Here is a 14668-nt window from a genome sequence, read left to right as displayed (position 1 = left end):
GTCCAAACAAAAATTAAGCACAATGGAAAAAAAACACAACAAATACAGAATTACCTTAGAGCATTTGCATTCTCCAAAGGATTTAGGCCTAAACGAAACAATCGATTTCGAATTTGAAAACCACGACGAAATTTTTTCAATCATTGACAGAATCAGAGAAAACAATCCGTTTGACAATGAAAACCAAGCTGTGGAATTTGCTCTTGGCCTAAAATTATTCAGCGAAGTGATGATTAAAAACCGAGACAATGAATTGTTTGAAGAATTAATGCCCGCCTTCGGAAGTTTTATGAAGAAACTAAAAGCTTCAGTTAAAGAAGGAAATTAATATAAATTTTGTCATTCCGACGAAGGAGGAATCTTCGCGAATAATCCCGTTGTTGAGATTCCTCCTTCGTCGGAATGACAAGTTTGAGAAAAAAAGAGTTCGGCAGAAATGTCGAACTTTTTTTATTTCAGAATCTTTAAATCCTTCAATTTTTAAATCCTTCAATCTTAATCATATCTTAATCCTTCCGTAATCTCAAAAGGTAATTTTCAAAATAAATTAGCCCTTGCAATCAAAACGCAAAATTATGGGACTCTTCGGAAAAAAAGAAAAAAAGGCAATTCGTGAATTCAGCCAAAAAAATATCGAATTTTTAACTGAAATCGGGAAAGATTTAGAGGAAATGCTTGATGAGCTTCAAGAACATTATGAAACAAACAAGCCTTCGGTTGCAGAATTTCAGGAATTTGCAACCTCCATTTCATCAAAACTTTCAGAAGAAGAAGCACAAAAGCTTCAAGAGTTTTCAGATAAAATCGTGAAAGTAAAAAAATGTGCCAAAAAAGGAATTTTAGCTTTAACCGAGTTAGCCCGAAACCAAAGGAAATCAGCAAGAGAAGCCAGCAGAGAATTTAGCGAGTTTATTGAATCTTAAACGGCTTCAGTCATTGCGAGGAACGAAGCAATCACATAATCTGAGTCGATAAATTGGATGAGATTGCTTCGTTCCTCGCAATGACAGCGATGGAAACTATCTCGTAAAAACCAAACTATTTCCCTTCGATAAATTGGCGTCAAATTTGTATCCGTCATAATCAAAGCCTTTCAAATCATCAATCGTTTCAGCATTCGTATCGATAATATAACGCACCATCATTCCCCTCGCCTTCTTGGCAAAAAAACTGATGATTTTTAATTTTCCGTCTTTGTAATCCTTAAATTCTGGAGTAATCACCGGAACTTTCAACGCTTTTACATCAACGGCTTCAAAATATTCATTGCTTGCCAAATTGATGAAAAGTTCGTCTTTTTTCAATTCAGCATTTAACGACTTCGTGACTTTAGTTTTCCAAAATTCATAAAGGTTTTTATTCTTTCCAATCGGAAGTTTTGTGCCCATTTCCAAGCGATAGGGTTGCATTAAATCAAGCGGTTTCAGCAAACCATACAATCCTGATAAAATTCTAAGTTTTCCTTGCAATTCGTCGATTTTTGCAATTGGCAATGTGTAAGCATCTAGTCCGGTATAAACATCTCCGTTAAAAGCATAAATCGCCGGACGCGCATTTTCATCCGTGAAAGGCAATTTCCATTCTTGGTTTCGTTCCCAGTTTAAATCGGCTAATTTCTCTGAAATCGACATCAAATCTGATAGTTTTTTAGGCTTTAGTTTTTTCAAAACATTGTGAACCGTGTTTGATTCTTTTAGAAATATAGATTCTGTATGTTTTTTGGTAGGAAGTTCAGTTTCGAAATCAAGTGACTTTGCAGGAGAAATTACGATTTTCATTGTATAAAATTTGAAGTTCAAAAATACGAAATGAAATTTGTCTTGCCACGAATTACTCGAATTTTCACGAATTATTATAAATCGTCGAAAGCTTCATAGATTGGATTGTAATTTATTTTTACCATGTAAGGCATTTAAGTTCATATAAGTTTCATTGAAAGTTGTAACGTCTCGCCTATAATTCCTTATCTGTCTTATATGCTTATTCCGAGTTATTAATTTTAATTAATTTAAAAACACATTTCTTATATTTGTCTAAACCCAAAACCTCACAAATTGTACGACCAAATCAACAAAAGCATCAGCCGATACGTTTCTTTTTCTAAAGAGGAACTCGATATTTTCAACTCTTTAATGGAATACAAAAAAGTACCGAAGAAAACGATTATGCTTCACGAAGGCGAAATGTGCAATTTTGAAGCTTTTGTCATCAAAGGTTGCGTCAGAAAATATTATATCGATACCAATGGTTTTGAAGTAATTCTGCAATTTGCCATTGAAGACGCTTGGGTCAGCGATATTTCGTTCAGTATTTATGAAGAAAAACCATCGCAAGTTTTCATCGAAACCTTAGAAGATTGCGAGTTTTTCACCTTTTCGCCTGAATCAAAGGAAGCACTTTTTGAAAAGGCACCACGTTTTGAAAGAGCTTACCGAATCTTGATGCAACGAAATCTGGCCGTTACTCAAAACCGCCTTTTCCATAATATTTCCCAAACTGCCACTGAAAAATATTTGGAGTTTTTAGAATTATATCCAACGATTCCACAAAGAGTCGCCCAACATTACATTGCCTCTTATTTAGGAATTTCTGCGGAGTTTTTGAGCAAAGTTCGTACGAAGTTGGCGAAGCAGTAACGCAACTTCATTGCGACGATGAGGCAATCACATCACGATTATCCTCAACAATTATCCATTCAGATTATGTGATTGCTTCGTGCCTTGCTATGACTGCTAACTAAAATCTGAACACTTCAAACTGAAATCTGCATTTCTTGTCCTAGTTCAATGCCCATCCTTTTTTTCTGTCCGAAATTTGTCCTATCAAATAAGAACAAAAATGGAACGCAAAGATTTTATAAAAAAAGGATTAATGGGAACTGGAATGTTTATCACTTCAGCAACCATCGGCGACGTGATGAATAACGACATCGACGAAATCACGCCATTGGAACCCATCGGATACAATCATTTACCTAACACAAATTCACTAATTATGGAAAATACAATTTTGCACAAAGCCAATACTCGTGGTCACGCAAATCACGGTTGGCTAGATTCACATCACACATTTAGTTTTGCGAATTACCATAATCCAGACCGAATGCATTTTGGTGTTTTGAGAGTTTTAAACGATGATAGAGTTGATGGCGGAATGGGTTTTGGGAAACATCCGCACGATAATATGGAAATCATTTCGATTCCGTTAGAAGGCGATTTGGAACACCAAGACAGTATGGGAAATACCGCGGTAATTTCAAAAGGCGATATTCAAGTGATGAGCGCCGGAACCGGGATTTTCCACAGCGAATACAATAAAAACAAAGAGAAGCTGACCAAATTTCTTCAGATTTGGGTGTATCCAAACAAGAAAAATGTAACGCCGAGATACGACCAAATCACTTTAAACGAAGCCGAACGTCATAATAATTTACAGCAAATTATTTCTCCAAATCCTGATGATGCCGGAGTTTGGATTCACCAAGATGCTTGGTTTCATTTGGGAAAATTCGATAAAGATTTCGTAACTTCATACGACTTGAAAAAATCAGGAAACGGAATTTACGCCTTTATTTTAAAAGGAGATTTCAAAATTGGAAACATCGATGTAAATGAAAGAGATGGTTTGGGAATTTGGGACACGCAAAACATCCGAATCCAAGCTTTGTCTGAAGACGCAGAAATTCTTTTGATGGAAGTTCCAATGTCTCTATAAATTAGATAATCAGAAAATTACCGCAAAGCGAGAAAGACTCAGCAACTTTGCACCTTAATAACTTAATAACTAAAATAAATTATGTCTACAACAAAATGGTCAATTGACACAGCACACTCAGAAATCGGATTTAAAGTAAAACACATGATGTTTACAAATGTTTCTGGAAACTTCGAAAAATTTGACGCTTCAATCGAAACAGAAGGCGATGATTTCACGTCAGCAAAATTTGATTTTTCAGGAGAAATTGCTTCAATAAATACTGGAAACGCAGACCGTGACAACCACTTGAGAAGCGGAGATTTCTTCGATGCAGAACAATTTCCAACATTGACTTTCAAATCAACTTCTTTCGAAAAAGAAAGCGAAAGTGACTACAAATTAACAGGAGATTTGACGCTTCACGGAGTGACAAAATCAGTAAAACTAGACGTTGAATTTGGTGGATTGGCAAAAGACCCTTGGGGAAACACAAAAACCGGACTTTCAGCAACTGGAAAAATCAATCGAAAAGATTGGGGTTTAAACTGGAATTCAGCTCTTGAAACAGGCGGTGTTTTGGTTGGCGAAGAAGTGAAATTAAATATCGAATTGCAGTTTATCCAACAATAAATTGAGAAACTGAGGTTCTAAGTTTCTGAGGCGCTAAGTTTTGCCTTAGAATCTTAGCAACTCAGAACCTCAGCAACTTTAAAAAAATGATTAACATTCTCTACATCGGAAGGCATCAAGAAATTTTAGAAACCGTGGTTAGGCTTATCAATGCCAATGAAGATTGGTTTGGAGCCGGCGCCGAAACTGATGAAACTGCCATGAATATATTTTCAACAATCCATTTTCATCTCGTGCTTCTGGGTTGCGGAATTGAGGAAGCAAGCGAACAAAAACTTCGTAAATTCTTTCAAGAAACAAATCCCGAATGTAAAATCGTCCAGCATTATGGTGGCGGAAGCGGTCTTTTAAAAAACGAAATCCTTTCTGCTTTAGAGAATAATTTGTCATAACTAAACTACATCACAACTTTAAAACCGTCTTTACAAGGCGGTTTTTTTTATGCAAAAAATTCTCGCAAAGAATGTTAATTAAAATTTTAATCTTACATTTACTTCTCTAAAAGCCAAACAGATGATTAAAATTAATTTAAGCCAAAACAGTTTCAGCAATTTAAAATCAGACAAAAAAACGTTTGTTCCTGACACGAAACTAAAACCAGAGAGCATCCTAAAGTGTCTTGATTTCGCCCAGGAAATGGCTTATGGAAACGGCCACCACAAATCTCAATCTTTCGGTGGAAAATCCCACAACAGAAAGCCTTCAGAAATTTTTATCAATACTTTTCAAGGAAAATTAGCAGAATTAGCCGTTTATAATCAGCTTTCCAATTTAAGCTTGCATCCTGATAAACGGCCAGAATTTGACGTTTGGGGAAAAGGAAAATGGGAAGATTGCGATTTCACTTTAAGTAATGAAACCGTTAGATGTTCTGTAAAATCAACCAAATTCTTCGGAAATCTATTGCTTCTAGAAAAAGATAAGTACAATGAAAAAGGCGAATTTTTAGAAACAGAAGATTTAAAACCTCGTGCTTATGATTTTACTTTTTTAGTTCGAGTAGCCGGCGTAAAAAATCCTGATTCAAAAACATATTTAAATTCAAACAATATTGAAGTGGAAGTCACGGGTTTTCTTTCTCACGAAAAATTCTTGCAAGTCATCGCCGAAAAACAATTTATTAACAAAGGAACAATCGTCGGAACACCATTGATTGTTGACAATTATTATATTTTCGCGAAAGATTTAGCCGATATAAAAGATTTGAAACTCTAAGATTTATCGCCCAATTCAATTGCCTTAAAAATGGATTTCGCAATTCGTTCAATCACAGGAACGCTCACAGAATTCCCAGCTTGTTTATATAAATGCGAATTGCTCATTGTTTCTGGCAAGATAAAATCTTCAGGAAAACCTTGAAACATAAAACATTCCTTGGGAGTCAATTTTCGAATTCCTTTATTGGTCAAAACCAACGGCACATTATGTCCGCCAGTTCCCATATTTGCCGTTAAAGTTGGGCAAACATCGCTCTTGTTTTCGCGAACATATTGGCGTCGCCATTGATAAACCGTGTCTTTTCTGGTAATTGATTTTTGAAGTTCGGCAAACATATATTTGTCTTCTCCATAAAAATATTTTGCTTCAGAAACCGATTCATCCACAATATTTTCTACCTTTTTATTGAGCGTCAAAGCTTCCGGAAATTCAAAATGTTTTTCATATCTATTCGATCCGTCTTCCTCATTTTTAAAACAAACAATATAAATTCGCTCGCGATTCTGCGGGACATTTCCATATTCTTTTGAGTTTAAAACTTCCGCAGAAAATGAGTAACCATTGGCTTTCATCGCTTGTTCGATAAAAGTAAAAGTCCTGCCTTTATCATGGCCTTTTAGATTTTTTACATTCTCTAAGAAAACAACTTTCGGCTTATTCAAAGCTTCCACAAAATCTAAAATTCGGTAAAAATGATTCCCTCTGTCGTCATTAAAACCTTTTCGATAACCCGCAACAGAAAACGGCTGACACGGAAATCCCGCTGCCAAAACATCTACCTTATTTAAATTTTCAGGATTTAATTTCCAAATATCTTCCTCAAAAATTGGGTGCTTAAAGTTTGCGCGATACGTCACGCATGCGTTTTTGTCAATCTCATTTGCCCACGCGATTTTGGCGCCAGCATTGATAAAACCTTGACAAATCCCTCCAACTCCGGCATATAAACTTCCAATTTTGATCATATAAAAATATTTGAACGGCAAAAATAACACAATTGCATCCAAAAATAAGCAACTTTTTAATTCAAGATTTTGCAGCGAATCGACATTGATTTTTCAGCAATCCATTTTCCCGCTGGTGGCACTCGCTTTTCACGTCTTGGCCAGCCGTGAAAGAGCTCAAACAAAGCCACCATCGGGGCTATTTGAGAAACTTTAGGCATTTTTAAAATCACCTGAACCATTGCGCAATCTTAACCGCAACTATCCGTTTCAAAACATTTTCTATCTTTGAATCAAAACCAACCCATGTTTCCCGAATTAAAAAAATACAAATCAACAATTTTATACGGCTTTGTACTTGCCTTTTTGTTGCTGCTTGTCAAGTGGCTCGAATTTAGATTCGTAATCGTCAATCACTCGTTAGAAATTTATATTGCAATCATTGCCTTAATTTTCACAGCACTCGGAATTTGGCTTTCCAAAAAATTGACAAAACTAAAAACCGTCATCATCGAAAAAGAAATCGTCAAGGAAATTGTCATCGACACCACCGAATTTATCCAAGATAAAAAAACAATCGAAAATTTAAACATTTCAAAACGCGAACTTGAAGTCTTAGATTTGATGTCAAAAGGAATGAGCAACCAAGAAATTGCCGACGCACTTTTTGTCTCAATTCCCACGATAAAAACACATTCTTCAAAGCTTTTTGAAAAACTAGAAGTCAGCCGAAGAACACAAGCCGTTGAAAAAGCAAAACGCCTTCGAATCATTCCTTAAAAATTCATACTTAAGTTGCAAACCATTGAAATTGCTGAAAAATCATTCTAAAGTATGATTTAAAAATCGGTTGGAAAAACCAATTTTGCATTATCAAAAACAAACTAAAAAACATTCAAAATGAAAAAAACTATTTGGGTAAACGGTCTTATTGGTGGTTCGATTGTCGCAGTATTGATGATTGCTTCCACCTTTTTAAGCTACGGAAAATCGAATTATGAAGCCAGTATGGCGCTCACTTATTTGGGGATGCTTCTCGCATTCTCGTTCGTTTTTGTGGGCGTAAAAAGTTTTAGAGACAATTATAATTCTGGAGTCATTTCTTTCGCGAAAGCCTTTAAAATTGGATTCTTGATTGCCTCGATTTCTTCGTCAATCTATGTTTTCGTTTGGCTGATAGAATATTATTTCTTCATCCCAGATTTTATGGAAAAATATACGGCCGAAATGATGAAGCAATTTGCTGAAGGAAACCACACGGCTGCAGAAATTCAAGCCAAAACCGCCGAATTAGACGGTTATAAAGAAATGTACAAAAATCCGCTTTTGGTTATCGGAATGACTTATATGGAAATCCTACCAATCGGAATTATTCTTTCATTGATTGCTGCGTTAGTTTTCAAAAGAAAATCTTTATAAATAAAAAAGCCAAGTAAAAACTGGGCTTCATATTTAGTAAAACTAATAATTTTCATTGAGTTCTTCAAAATCCTCATCATCAGAAGAAACCGATTGATTTTGGTCTTCATCTAGATCAATATTGTCTTCGAGAAGATAATCATCTTGGTTGAAAGCATCAGAATTTTTGCTGTTTCCGCCGTCTTCTGACCATTGATTTGAATTGCTTCTTCCGCCTTTATCAGATTCCAAACTGAAATCACTGTCTTTTGTGTATTGGACTCCGGGCTGTTCTAGCGCCAGATATTTGTCAGTATCGTCGTTTTGGTAATCATCATTATCTTCGCCTTTTAAATTGGCAGGTTTGATGTGATCATTACTTTTCAAGTCTTTTGCAGTATCATTATCAGTGTTGATTTCTGACGCTGTATTTTCGAATTTTTTAGCATTTTCTTTTTCCATAGCAGTAAATTTTTGTCTTAAAATAATAACATCGTATTAATGTCATTGCTTTTAAGAAGTTCTAAATTGGTTTTTAAAAGGTTTTTCAACTGAAGATTTTTAGCTTTTACCTTTTTTTTAAGCGACTCTTTTTTACTGAAAAGCTCTTCAGCCAAAGATTTAGGAGTGTGGTTAGCCTCTCCTTTTTCAGAAGTAATTTTCGTTTCCATAATAGCGATTTTTAGGTTGGTTGGTTTTTGCCTTTCAGCATACTACAAGTTACAACAATTATATGTAAGATACTTTTGCGTTACTATTAAATTATTGTGAAAAGCTTTGATTAACATTTCACAACTCAATTTATGCATTTCACTATCTTTATTTTTTTTAGAAGTTCAAACTGGTTGACTTTTGCTTTGAATTTTAAAAATAACTTATATGAAAGCATTTAAAAAGTTAGCATTACTGAGCGCTCTCCCAACTTTATTTATTGGCATAACTTCTTTAATAATTGCAGGATCATTCGCCGATTTTAGCGTTAAGATAGTCTCTCTTACAATCGGATTCTTTGTTTTGATCGCACTAAATTATGTTTATATCTTTGAAAAAATTCAAGCCAAAGAGAACAAAATAGTAAAGTCTATTTCAATGACTGCCTTATCCACATTTATTTCTATTTCTTTATTCGGCATATTGATTCAGATTATTTTTTTAAACGAATTTTTGATACAAACTCCTTTATTCCAAGGACTTCTTGGTATAGTTATACTAATTTTAGAATTTGGATTTGTATCAATTTATCGAAATAGAAATAGTAAGAATGTCTTAGACTTTAAAGAGAAGCCATTATTTTATTTGGTCATTATTTTGACCGTAAGCTCAATTGAAACATTTTTTTTAAGCCTATTTTCTGTAGAGCTCATAAATTTGGTTGACTTTACACAATTTTGTTTTGATAACTTTTTCATACCAACATTACAAGTTACGTCAGTTTCAATGCTTTGCTTATATATTTTAAGCCAAATCAAATTTACAAAACGAAATATTTTTATTTCGATAGTTGTTGCCTCAATAGTGGCATATTTAACAATCTATGCTATCGGAAGCGCTGAGTTTCGTAGACATATTGTTATCATTAGATTTTTTACTATTGGTTTATCATCAACAATTTTATGTGCAACGATAATTTTATATCGAAATAGGCAAAAGGAAAGTATACGAAAAATAAATGCTTTAAGCATTTCTAACTCAAGAAAAGATTTTGAATACTTGCAATTGAAAAATCAGGTAAATCCACATTTTTTATTCAATAATCTTAATACTTTGATTTCATTTATTGAAATCGAGCCCAAAAAAGCTATTGAATTTGGACATCATCTTTCAAATGTTTACCGACATTATTTAAAAAATGAAACCGAAGATTTTGTACTTCTTTCAGTTGAATTGCAATTTATCAAAGATTATTTAGAAATTTACAAAGCCAAATTTGAAAGCGGATTTTCATTCGAAATAAAAAATGATGCAACTCAGAACCTTTATATTTTATCTTTCAGTCTTCAAGAAATAATCGATAATATTTTTAAGCATAATATTTTAGACGAAGAGAAACCAATTGAAATCAGAATCGCTTCTGAAGAAAATTATTTAAAGATTACCAATTCTTTAAATCCTCAAGATAAAGTGATTTCAACAAATAAAGGATTGCAAAACATCAACAATCGAAATAAAATTTTAATAAATAAGGAGATAATTATTTCTAAAACTGAATCTTCCTTTGAGATAAAAATTCCCACGCTAAAACTTGAAAACTAATGACTGCTTTAATTATAGAAGATGAAATTCCAGCCGGAAAACGTTTAGAAAAACTCTTGAACCAAAAAGGTTTTACTGTTTTGACGATTCTTGTTTCTGTAAAAAAAGCATTTAAATGGCTTCAAGAAAATAATCATCCTGAATTTGTATTTATAGACATCAAACTTCGGGATGGGAATTCGTTTCAATTGCTCGAAAAATTTCAAATTACGTCAAAAATAATAGTCACGACAGCTTATGATGATTTTGCCCTCAAGGCTTTTGAACACAATGCGATTGATTATCTTTTAAAACCAATTGATGAAAAAAAATTAGACAAAATGATTGGCAAGCTGAATAAGTTTCAAGGAAATCAAGAATTTAAGCTTGACAATTTCACAGAAATTAAATACAAAAATTCGTTTCTGATTCCGATTGGAAATTTGCTCAAAAAAATTGAGAATCATGACATTACAACCTTTTTTAGCGAAGATAATGCAAGTTTTTTAACTACAAATCAAGGAAGAATTTTGCCAGTAAATTACTCTTTAGAGAAATTAGAACAAGAAGTTGACCCGAATATATTTTTTAGAATCAGCCGAAAATATCTAATTAACAGAAATTATATTCGTAAAGTGTACACCAAAAACCAAATTTCAATTTCCATAGAAAATCACGAAGAAGAATTGAAAGTTAGCCGATTACGAATGAAGAATTTCTTAGAATGGTATAAAAAATAATTTGGCTAAAGCCGTTTTCTGATGCGACGCTATATTAAACGGGCTAAAGCCCGTTCCTATTCATATTTGCTTTCGTGAAATTTGAAGTCTAATCGGTTGCGTATAACGTAATCATGGATGAGTAGAAATGGGCTTTAGCCTGTTTAATTTATTCACAACAATATTTGGCTTTAGCCAAAAATCTACACAAGTTCTCTGAAATGTTTCTGAAAACGAAAATGGTTGGCTAACTAGCCCTGATGATGGTTTTGTTTGAGCTCTTTCACGGCTGAACAAAGCCGGGAAAAGCGAGTACCATCAGCAGGAATTGCGATGGTCGAAAATGCGAGATGTTTCGCTTCTGAGATTGCTTTGTTCCTCGCAATGACTGGAAATAAAAAACTCCTTGATTTCTCAAGGAGTTTGGTATTAATTTTCTTCTTCGTCTGTATTGTGGGAATTGGAATACGCTTTCCATTTTGCGATGCATTCCTTCATGTCTTCTGGAAGCTCGGTATTAAAACTCATAAATTCCTTTGTGGTCGGATGCACAAAACCAAGCGTTTTTGCGTGGAGCGCTTGCCTTGGCAAAACCTTGAAACAATTGTCAATGAATTGCTTGTATTTTGTGAACGTAGTTCCTTTTAAAATCAAATTCCCGCCATAACGTTCGTCGTTGAAAAGCGTATGTCCGATAGATTTCATGTGCACGCGAATTTGGTGCGTTCTTCCTGTTTCTAATTTGCAAGAAACCAACGTTACGTAGCCAAAACGCTCTAAAACTTTGTAATGCGTCACTGCGTGTTTTCCTTCTCCGTCTGGCACAACGGCCATTTGCATTCTGTCTTTGGCGTGTCTTGCGATGTCACCTGTTACCGTGCCTTCTTCTTCGGCAACATTGCCCCAAACTAAAGCAATATATTCTCTTTCAGAGGTTTTTTCTTCGAATTGCTTTGCCAAAAAAGTCATGGCAAATTCTGTCTTTGCAACAACCAAAAGTCCCGAAGTGTCTTTGTCGATTCTGTGAACCAATCCCGGACGTTCGCTACTATTTAAAGGTAAATTTTCGAAGTGGAAAGCTAAAGCGTTGACCAAAGTTCCGGTATAATTTCCGTGTCCTGGATGAACAACCAAACCGGCTGGCTTGTTGATGACCAAAAGCGCATCGTCTTCAAAAACAATATCCAACGGAATATCTTCTGGTAAAATTAAATTTTCAAACGGCGGATGCGAAAGCATAATTCTGACTACGTCAAAGGCTTTCACTTTATAATTTGACTTCACGGCCACATCATTCACGATGATATTTCCGGATTCAGCGGCTTGCTGGATTTTGTTTCTGGTAGCATTTTCTACCAAGTTCATCAAGAATTTGTCCACACGCAAAGGCATTTGCCCTTTTGTGGCTTCAAATCTAAAATGTTCATATAATTCTTCGTCTAACGTTTCGTCAGCAACTGGATTCTCTATCATTCTGCGTTTTCTGTTTCTGTTTCATTCTCATTTTCAACTTTAGTAGAATCACTTTCTTCAAAGCCTACTTTTCCGTCGCCTAAAACCAAATCAATCACTGAAGATTTTTTAATTTTATCTCCGGCTCTTAATTTTTTTCCGCTAGAATACATTTCTAGAACCATATCTTTTCCTAAATAAGGCTTGTATGTTTTCTTTCCGATTTCAAAACCAAGCGCTTTTAACGTCGGTTCTGCCTGGCGTAATGTTTTTTCAACTAAATCTGGAACGGTTACATCGCCAAAACCAGAAGAATTTACTTTGATATAAATTTTTCTTCCTTCCTTCACTTTTGCTCCCGGAAGCGGGTCTTGTTTTACGACTGAATATTTCGGAAAATCTTGGTTATAATCCACAGTATCAAGCAAAACATATTCTAAATCAAGTTCGTCAAGCTTGTCGCCTACTTGTTCTTCAGTTAATTTTCGAAGGTCTGGAACTACGATTTCATTTCCGTGGTCTGTCGCAAAACTCAAGTATTGCAAAATCAAGAAAACAACGGCAAACACGATGACAATCGCCAACGCTAATCGCTTAAAAAAAGATTTACTTGTAAGATATTGTCCTAAAGTCATAAAAAATGTATTTGGTGCAAAGATATAAAAAACCTAAAGGTTTTCAATTTCAATAAATAGTGATATTTTTGTGAGAGATTTTTAGGCTAATTTCTTCGTAAAACAAGTCTGAAATCTGCAATCTTAAATCTAAAATTCTATATGAACATAGCCGTTGTAATGGGTGGATATTCTGACGAATCAGTAATCTCACTTCGAAGTGGTCAATTAATCCTTAAAAATCTCGACAAAAACAAATACCAAACGTTTGAAATCCACATTTTATTGGATGGATGGAATGCAGTTGTTGACGGAAAACAATTTCCAATCGACCGTTCTGATTTTACGTTTACACAAAACGGAGAGAAAATAAAATTCGATGCCATCATCAACACCATCCACGGAACTCCGGGTGAGGACGGGCATTTGCAAGCCTATTGGGAACTTTTAGACCTTCCTTATACGGGCTGTAATTTCTACCAATCGGCATTGACATTTAATAAAAGAGATACGCTTTCGGTACTTTCAAAATTTAATATTCCAAAGGCAAACTCGATTTATTTGTCTAAAGGAGATGCAATTTCTGGCGAAGAAATTCAGGCCCAATTAGGATTGCCTTTCTTCGTAAAACCAAATCAATCCGGAAGCAGTTTGGGTGTTTCAAAAGTAAACGACCTGGCTGATTTTGACAAAGCGTTAGATTTCGCTTTCGCGGAAGACAACGATATCTTAATCGAATCTTTCTTAAAAGGAGTAGAAGTTTCTGTCGGAGTTTTGAATTATAAAGGAGAAACAAAAGTTTTAGGCTTGACCGAAATTGTATCCCAAAACGACTTTTTTGACTACGAAGCAAAATATCTAGGCAAATCTGAAGAAATCACGCCTGCGAGATTATCAAAAGAAACCGAACTTGAAGTTATTGAAATGGCAAAAAAAGTCTATGAAGCGTTAGGAATGTCAGGTTTTTCAAGAAGCGAATTCATCATTATGGACGGCGTGCCGCATTTCATCGAAATCAATACCAATCCGGGATTATCGCCGCAAAGTATTTTCCCGCAACAGGCAACTTATGCCAAATTAAATTTCTCTGATTTATTAGATAACGAAATTGAATTGGCTTTAAAGAGAAAAAGTCTTTGGAAGAAATAGTTTTCAGTTATCAATTGGCAGTAAATTAGTTAACTTTACAAAAAAGATTATATGATTGATTATAAACAATATATCGAAATAAATTCTGAATTGCGTTTTGGCAAGCCAGTTATCATTGGAACAAGAATTACTGTTTTTGATGTTTTAAATTGGTTGGCAAACGGAATGTCTATTAATGAAATCATTGAAGATTTTCCTGAACTTTCTGAAAATCAAATCAAAGCGTGCCTTTCCTATGCCGCTGACAGAGAACATAAAATTCAAATCGCTTCGTGAAATTACTTTTTGACCAAAATATTTCTTTTAGAATTCTTTCAAAAATCAGCAATTTCTTTCCAGAAGCAAAGCAAGTTAGAGAACTGGGAATTGAAAATTTTTCTGATGTAGAAATTTGGAAATTTGCTAAAGAAAATAACTACACAATTGTAACATTTGATGCTGACTTTTATGATTTGGCTAATTTGAAAGGTCATCCTCCAAAAATCATTTGGCTTCGATTTGGAAATACTAAAACAGATTTTCTTGCGGAAGTTTTAAAATCACGAAATTCAATTATTAAAGATTTCATACTTTCTAAGGAATATGCTGAAATAGCTTGCCTTGAAATAAAATAATC

General features: G+C 34.5%; 21 protein-coding genes. 14 read left to right on the top strand and 7 right to left on the bottom strand.

Annotated features, from left to right (window positions below):
- The first annotated feature begins 22 nt into the window (after nucleotides 1-22).
- Entirely contained in the window at nucleotides 23-328 is a 306-nt protein-coding gene (locus ACFPVY_RS06240) for a DUF3861 domain-containing protein (RefSeq protein WP_379791110.1), read from the top strand.
- Between the two features lie 247 nt (nucleotides 329-575).
- Entirely contained in the window at nucleotides 576-923 is a 348-nt protein-coding gene (locus ACFPVY_RS06235) for a hypothetical protein (protein ID WP_379791109.1), read from the top strand.
- A 96-nt stretch (nucleotides 924-1019) separates the two neighbouring features.
- Here ACFPVY_RS06235 and yaaA read toward each other — a convergent pair whose 3' ends face one another.
- Complete coding sequence (gene yaaA / locus ACFPVY_RS06230; protein ID WP_379791108.1) at nucleotides 1020-1778, bottom strand: peroxide stress protein YaaA; 759 nt, start codon at nucleotides 1776-1778, stop codon at nucleotides 1020-1022.
- Nucleotides 1779-2054: 276 nt separating this feature from the next.
- On the opposite strand from yaaA, the gene ACFPVY_RS06225 reads away from it, so the two are divergent.
- The 5 genes from ACFPVY_RS06225 to ACFPVY_RS06205 all read left to right on the top strand — a co-directional run bounded on the left by ACFPVY_RS06225 (nucleotide 2055) and on the right by ACFPVY_RS06205 (nucleotide 5541).
- On the top strand, nucleotides 2055-2636 hold the full coding sequence (locus ACFPVY_RS06225; RefSeq protein WP_379791107.1) for a Crp/Fnr family transcriptional regulator: 582 nt from the start codon (nucleotides 2055-2057) through the stop codon (nucleotides 2634-2636).
- A 358-nt stretch (nucleotides 2637-2994) separates the two neighbouring features.
- Complete coding sequence (locus ACFPVY_RS06220; RefSeq protein WP_379791315.1) at nucleotides 2995-3714, top strand: pirin family protein; 720 nt, start codon at nucleotides 2995-2997, stop codon at nucleotides 3712-3714.
- Nucleotides 3715-3795: 81 nt separating this feature from the next.
- Entirely contained in the window at nucleotides 3796-4326 is a 531-nt protein-coding gene (locus ACFPVY_RS06215; RefSeq protein ID WP_379791106.1) for a YceI family protein, read from the top strand.
- 86 nt (nucleotides 4327-4412) lie between these two features.
- Nucleotides 4413-4718, top strand: a complete 306-nt coding sequence (locus ACFPVY_RS06210) for a hypothetical protein (RefSeq protein ID WP_379791105.1) — start codon at nucleotides 4413-4415, stop codon at nucleotides 4716-4718.
- Between the two features lie 121 nt (nucleotides 4719-4839).
- Complete coding sequence (locus ACFPVY_RS06205) at nucleotides 4840-5541, top strand: hypothetical protein (RefSeq protein ID WP_379791104.1); 702 nt, start codon at nucleotides 4840-4842, stop codon at nucleotides 5539-5541.
- Here the strand turns inward: ACFPVY_RS06205 and dcm are convergent.
- Both dcm and ACFPVY_RS06195 read right to left on the bottom strand, forming a co-directional pair.
- Entirely contained in the window at nucleotides 5538-6509 is a 972-nt protein-coding gene (gene dcm, locus ACFPVY_RS06200; RefSeq protein ID WP_379791103.1) for a DNA (cytosine-5-)-methyltransferase, read from the bottom strand. The two genes, ACFPVY_RS06205 and dcm, sit on opposite strands and share 4 nt — an antisense overlap.
- Before the next feature lie 56 nt (nucleotides 6510-6565).
- The gene (locus tag ACFPVY_RS06195) at nucleotides 6566-6709 is read right to left on the bottom strand and encodes a hypothetical protein (protein WP_379791102.1); all 144 of its coding nucleotides are present in this window, start codon (nucleotides 6707-6709) and stop codon (nucleotides 6566-6568) included.
- An 85-nt stretch (nucleotides 6710-6794) separates the two neighbouring features.
- Between ACFPVY_RS06195 and ACFPVY_RS06190 the strand changes: the two genes are divergently transcribed.
- Both ACFPVY_RS06190 and ACFPVY_RS06185 read left to right on the top strand, forming a co-directional pair.
- Nucleotides 6795-7268 (top strand): response regulator transcription factor, encoded by a 474-nt coding sequence (locus tag ACFPVY_RS06190; protein WP_379791101.1) that lies wholly within the window; start codon nucleotides 6795-6797, stop codon nucleotides 7266-7268.
- Between the two features lie 120 nt (nucleotides 7269-7388).
- Nucleotides 7389-7907, top strand: a complete 519-nt coding sequence (locus ACFPVY_RS06185) for a DUF4199 domain-containing protein (protein WP_379791100.1) — start codon at nucleotides 7389-7391, stop codon at nucleotides 7905-7907.
- Between the two features lie 42 nt (nucleotides 7908-7949).
- Here ACFPVY_RS06185 and ACFPVY_RS06180 read toward each other — a convergent pair whose 3' ends face one another.
- On the bottom strand, nucleotides 7950-8348 hold the full coding sequence (locus tag ACFPVY_RS06180) for a hypothetical protein (RefSeq protein WP_379791099.1): 399 nt from the start codon (nucleotides 8346-8348) through the stop codon (nucleotides 7950-7952).
- 17 nt (nucleotides 8349-8365) lie between these two features.
- A complete protein-coding gene (locus tag ACFPVY_RS06175) occupies nucleotides 8366-8557 on the bottom strand; it encodes a hypothetical protein (RefSeq protein WP_379791098.1) in 192 nt (63 codons plus the stop codon).
- A gap of 208 nt (nucleotides 8558-8765) precedes the next feature.
- Between ACFPVY_RS06175 and ACFPVY_RS06170 the strand changes: the two genes are divergently transcribed.
- Both ACFPVY_RS06170 and ACFPVY_RS06165 read left to right on the top strand, forming a co-directional pair.
- A complete protein-coding gene (locus ACFPVY_RS06170) occupies nucleotides 8766-10139 on the top strand; it encodes a sensor histidine kinase (protein ID WP_379791097.1) in 1374 nt (457 codons plus the stop codon).
- Complete coding sequence (locus ACFPVY_RS06165) at nucleotides 10139-10858, top strand: LytR/AlgR family response regulator transcription factor (protein WP_379791096.1); 720 nt, start codon at nucleotides 10139-10141, stop codon at nucleotides 10856-10858. The genes ACFPVY_RS06170 and ACFPVY_RS06165 overlap by 1 nt, the downstream gene beginning before the upstream one ends.
- A gap of 408 nt (nucleotides 10859-11266) precedes the next feature.
- Here ACFPVY_RS06165 and ACFPVY_RS06160 read toward each other — a convergent pair whose 3' ends face one another.
- Both ACFPVY_RS06160 and ACFPVY_RS06155 read right to left on the bottom strand, forming a co-directional pair.
- Nucleotides 11267-12310: an RluA family pseudouridine synthase gene (locus ACFPVY_RS06160; RefSeq protein WP_379791095.1), complete on the bottom strand. Its 1044-nt coding sequence runs from the start codon at nucleotides 12308-12310 to the stop codon at nucleotides 11267-11269.
- The gene (locus ACFPVY_RS06155) at nucleotides 12307-12924 is read right to left on the bottom strand and encodes a PASTA domain-containing protein (RefSeq protein WP_379791094.1); all 618 of its coding nucleotides are present in this window, start codon (nucleotides 12922-12924) and stop codon (nucleotides 12307-12309) included. The genes ACFPVY_RS06160 and ACFPVY_RS06155 overlap by 4 nt, the downstream gene beginning before the upstream one ends.
- A 141-nt stretch (nucleotides 12925-13065) precedes the next feature.
- Here ACFPVY_RS06155 and ACFPVY_RS06150 point away from each other — a divergent pair, with 141 nt between their 5' ends.
- The 3 genes from ACFPVY_RS06150 to ACFPVY_RS06140 are packed head-to-tail and all read left to right on the top strand — an operon-like array spanning nucleotide 13066 to nucleotide 14666.
- A complete protein-coding gene (locus tag ACFPVY_RS06150; protein WP_379791093.1) occupies nucleotides 13066-14052 on the top strand; it encodes a D-alanine--D-alanine ligase in 987 nt (328 codons plus the stop codon).
- 51 nt (nucleotides 14053-14103) lie between these two features.
- On the top strand, nucleotides 14104-14328 hold the full coding sequence (locus ACFPVY_RS06145) for a DUF433 domain-containing protein (protein ID WP_379791092.1): 225 nt from the start codon (nucleotides 14104-14106) through the stop codon (nucleotides 14326-14328).
- Nucleotides 14325-14666, top strand: coding sequence for a DUF5615 family PIN-like protein (locus tag ACFPVY_RS06140; protein WP_379791091.1), 342 nt, complete (start codon nucleotides 14325-14327; stop codon nucleotides 14664-14666). Before ACFPVY_RS06145 ends, ACFPVY_RS06140 begins: the two co-directional genes overlap by 4 nt.
- Nucleotides 14667-14668 lie beyond the last annotated feature (2 nt).

The organism is Flavobacterium qiangtangense, from assembly GCF_042658345.1.
Lineage (GTDB): Bacteria > Bacteroidota > Bacteroidia > Flavobacteriales > Flavobacteriaceae > Flavobacterium > Flavobacterium qiangtangense.
The sequence above is the reverse complement of the archived record's forward strand: the minus strand, read 5'-3'. Positions and strand labels throughout refer to the sequence as shown.

Coding starts and splice junctions, on each gene's coding strand:
- ACFPVY_RS06240 (WP_379791110.1), top strand. CDS start 23: ATGGAAAAAAAACACAACAAATACAGAATTACCTTAGAGCATTTGCAT.
- ACFPVY_RS06235 (WP_379791109.1), top strand. CDS start 576: ATGGGACTCTTCGGAAAAAAAGAAAAAAAGGCAATTCGTGAATTCAGC.
- yaaA (WP_379791108.1), bottom strand. CDS start 1,778: ATGAAAATCGTAATTTCTCCTGCAAAGTCACTTGATTTCGAAACTGAA.
- ACFPVY_RS06220 (WP_379791315.1), top strand. CDS start 2,995: ATGGAAAATACAATTTTGCACAAAGCCAATACTCGTGGTCACGCAAAT.
- ACFPVY_RS06215 (WP_379791106.1), top strand. CDS start 3,796: ATGTCTACAACAAAATGGTCAATTGACACAGCACACTCAGAAATCGGA.
- ACFPVY_RS06210 (WP_379791105.1), top strand. CDS start 4,413: ATGATTAACATTCTCTACATCGGAAGGCATCAAGAAATTTTAGAAACC.
- ACFPVY_RS06205 (WP_379791104.1), top strand. CDS start 4,840: ATGATTAAAATTAATTTAAGCCAAAACAGTTTCAGCAATTTAAAATCA.
- dcm (WP_379791103.1), bottom strand. CDS start 6,509: ATGATCAAAATTGGAAGTTTATATGCCGGAGTTGGAGGGATTTGTCAA.
- ACFPVY_RS06195 (WP_379791102.1), bottom strand. CDS start 6,709: ATGCCTAAAGTTTCTCAAATAGCCCCGATGGTGGCTTTGTTTGAGCTC.
- ACFPVY_RS06190 (WP_379791101.1), top strand. CDS start 6,795: ATGTTTCCCGAATTAAAAAAATACAAATCAACAATTTTATACGGCTTT.
- ACFPVY_RS06185 (WP_379791100.1), top strand. CDS start 7,389: ATGAAAAAAACTATTTGGGTAAACGGTCTTATTGGTGGTTCGATTGTC.
- ACFPVY_RS06180 (WP_379791099.1), bottom strand. CDS start 8,348: ATGGAAAAAGAAAATGCTAAAAAATTCGAAAATACAGCGTCAGAAATC.
- ACFPVY_RS06175 (WP_379791098.1), bottom strand. CDS start 8,557: ATGGAAACGAAAATTACTTCTGAAAAAGGAGAGGCTAACCACACTCCT.
- ACFPVY_RS06170 (WP_379791097.1), top strand. CDS start 8,766: ATGAAAGCATTTAAAAAGTTAGCATTACTGAGCGCTCTCCCAACTTTA.
- ACFPVY_RS06165 (WP_379791096.1), top strand. CDS start 10,139: ATGACTGCTTTAATTATAGAAGATGAAATTCCAGCCGGAAAACGTTTA.
- ACFPVY_RS06160 (WP_379791095.1), bottom strand. CDS start 12,310: ATGATAGAGAATCCAGTTGCTGACGAAACGTTAGACGAAGAATTATAT.
- ACFPVY_RS06155 (WP_379791094.1), bottom strand. CDS start 12,924: ATGACTTTAGGACAATATCTTACAAGTAAATCTTTTTTTAAGCGATTA.
- ACFPVY_RS06150 (WP_379791093.1), top strand. CDS start 13,066: ATGAACATAGCCGTTGTAATGGGTGGATATTCTGACGAATCAGTAATC.
- ACFPVY_RS06145 (WP_379791092.1), top strand. CDS start 14,104: ATGATTGATTATAAACAATATATCGAAATAAATTCTGAATTGCGTTTT.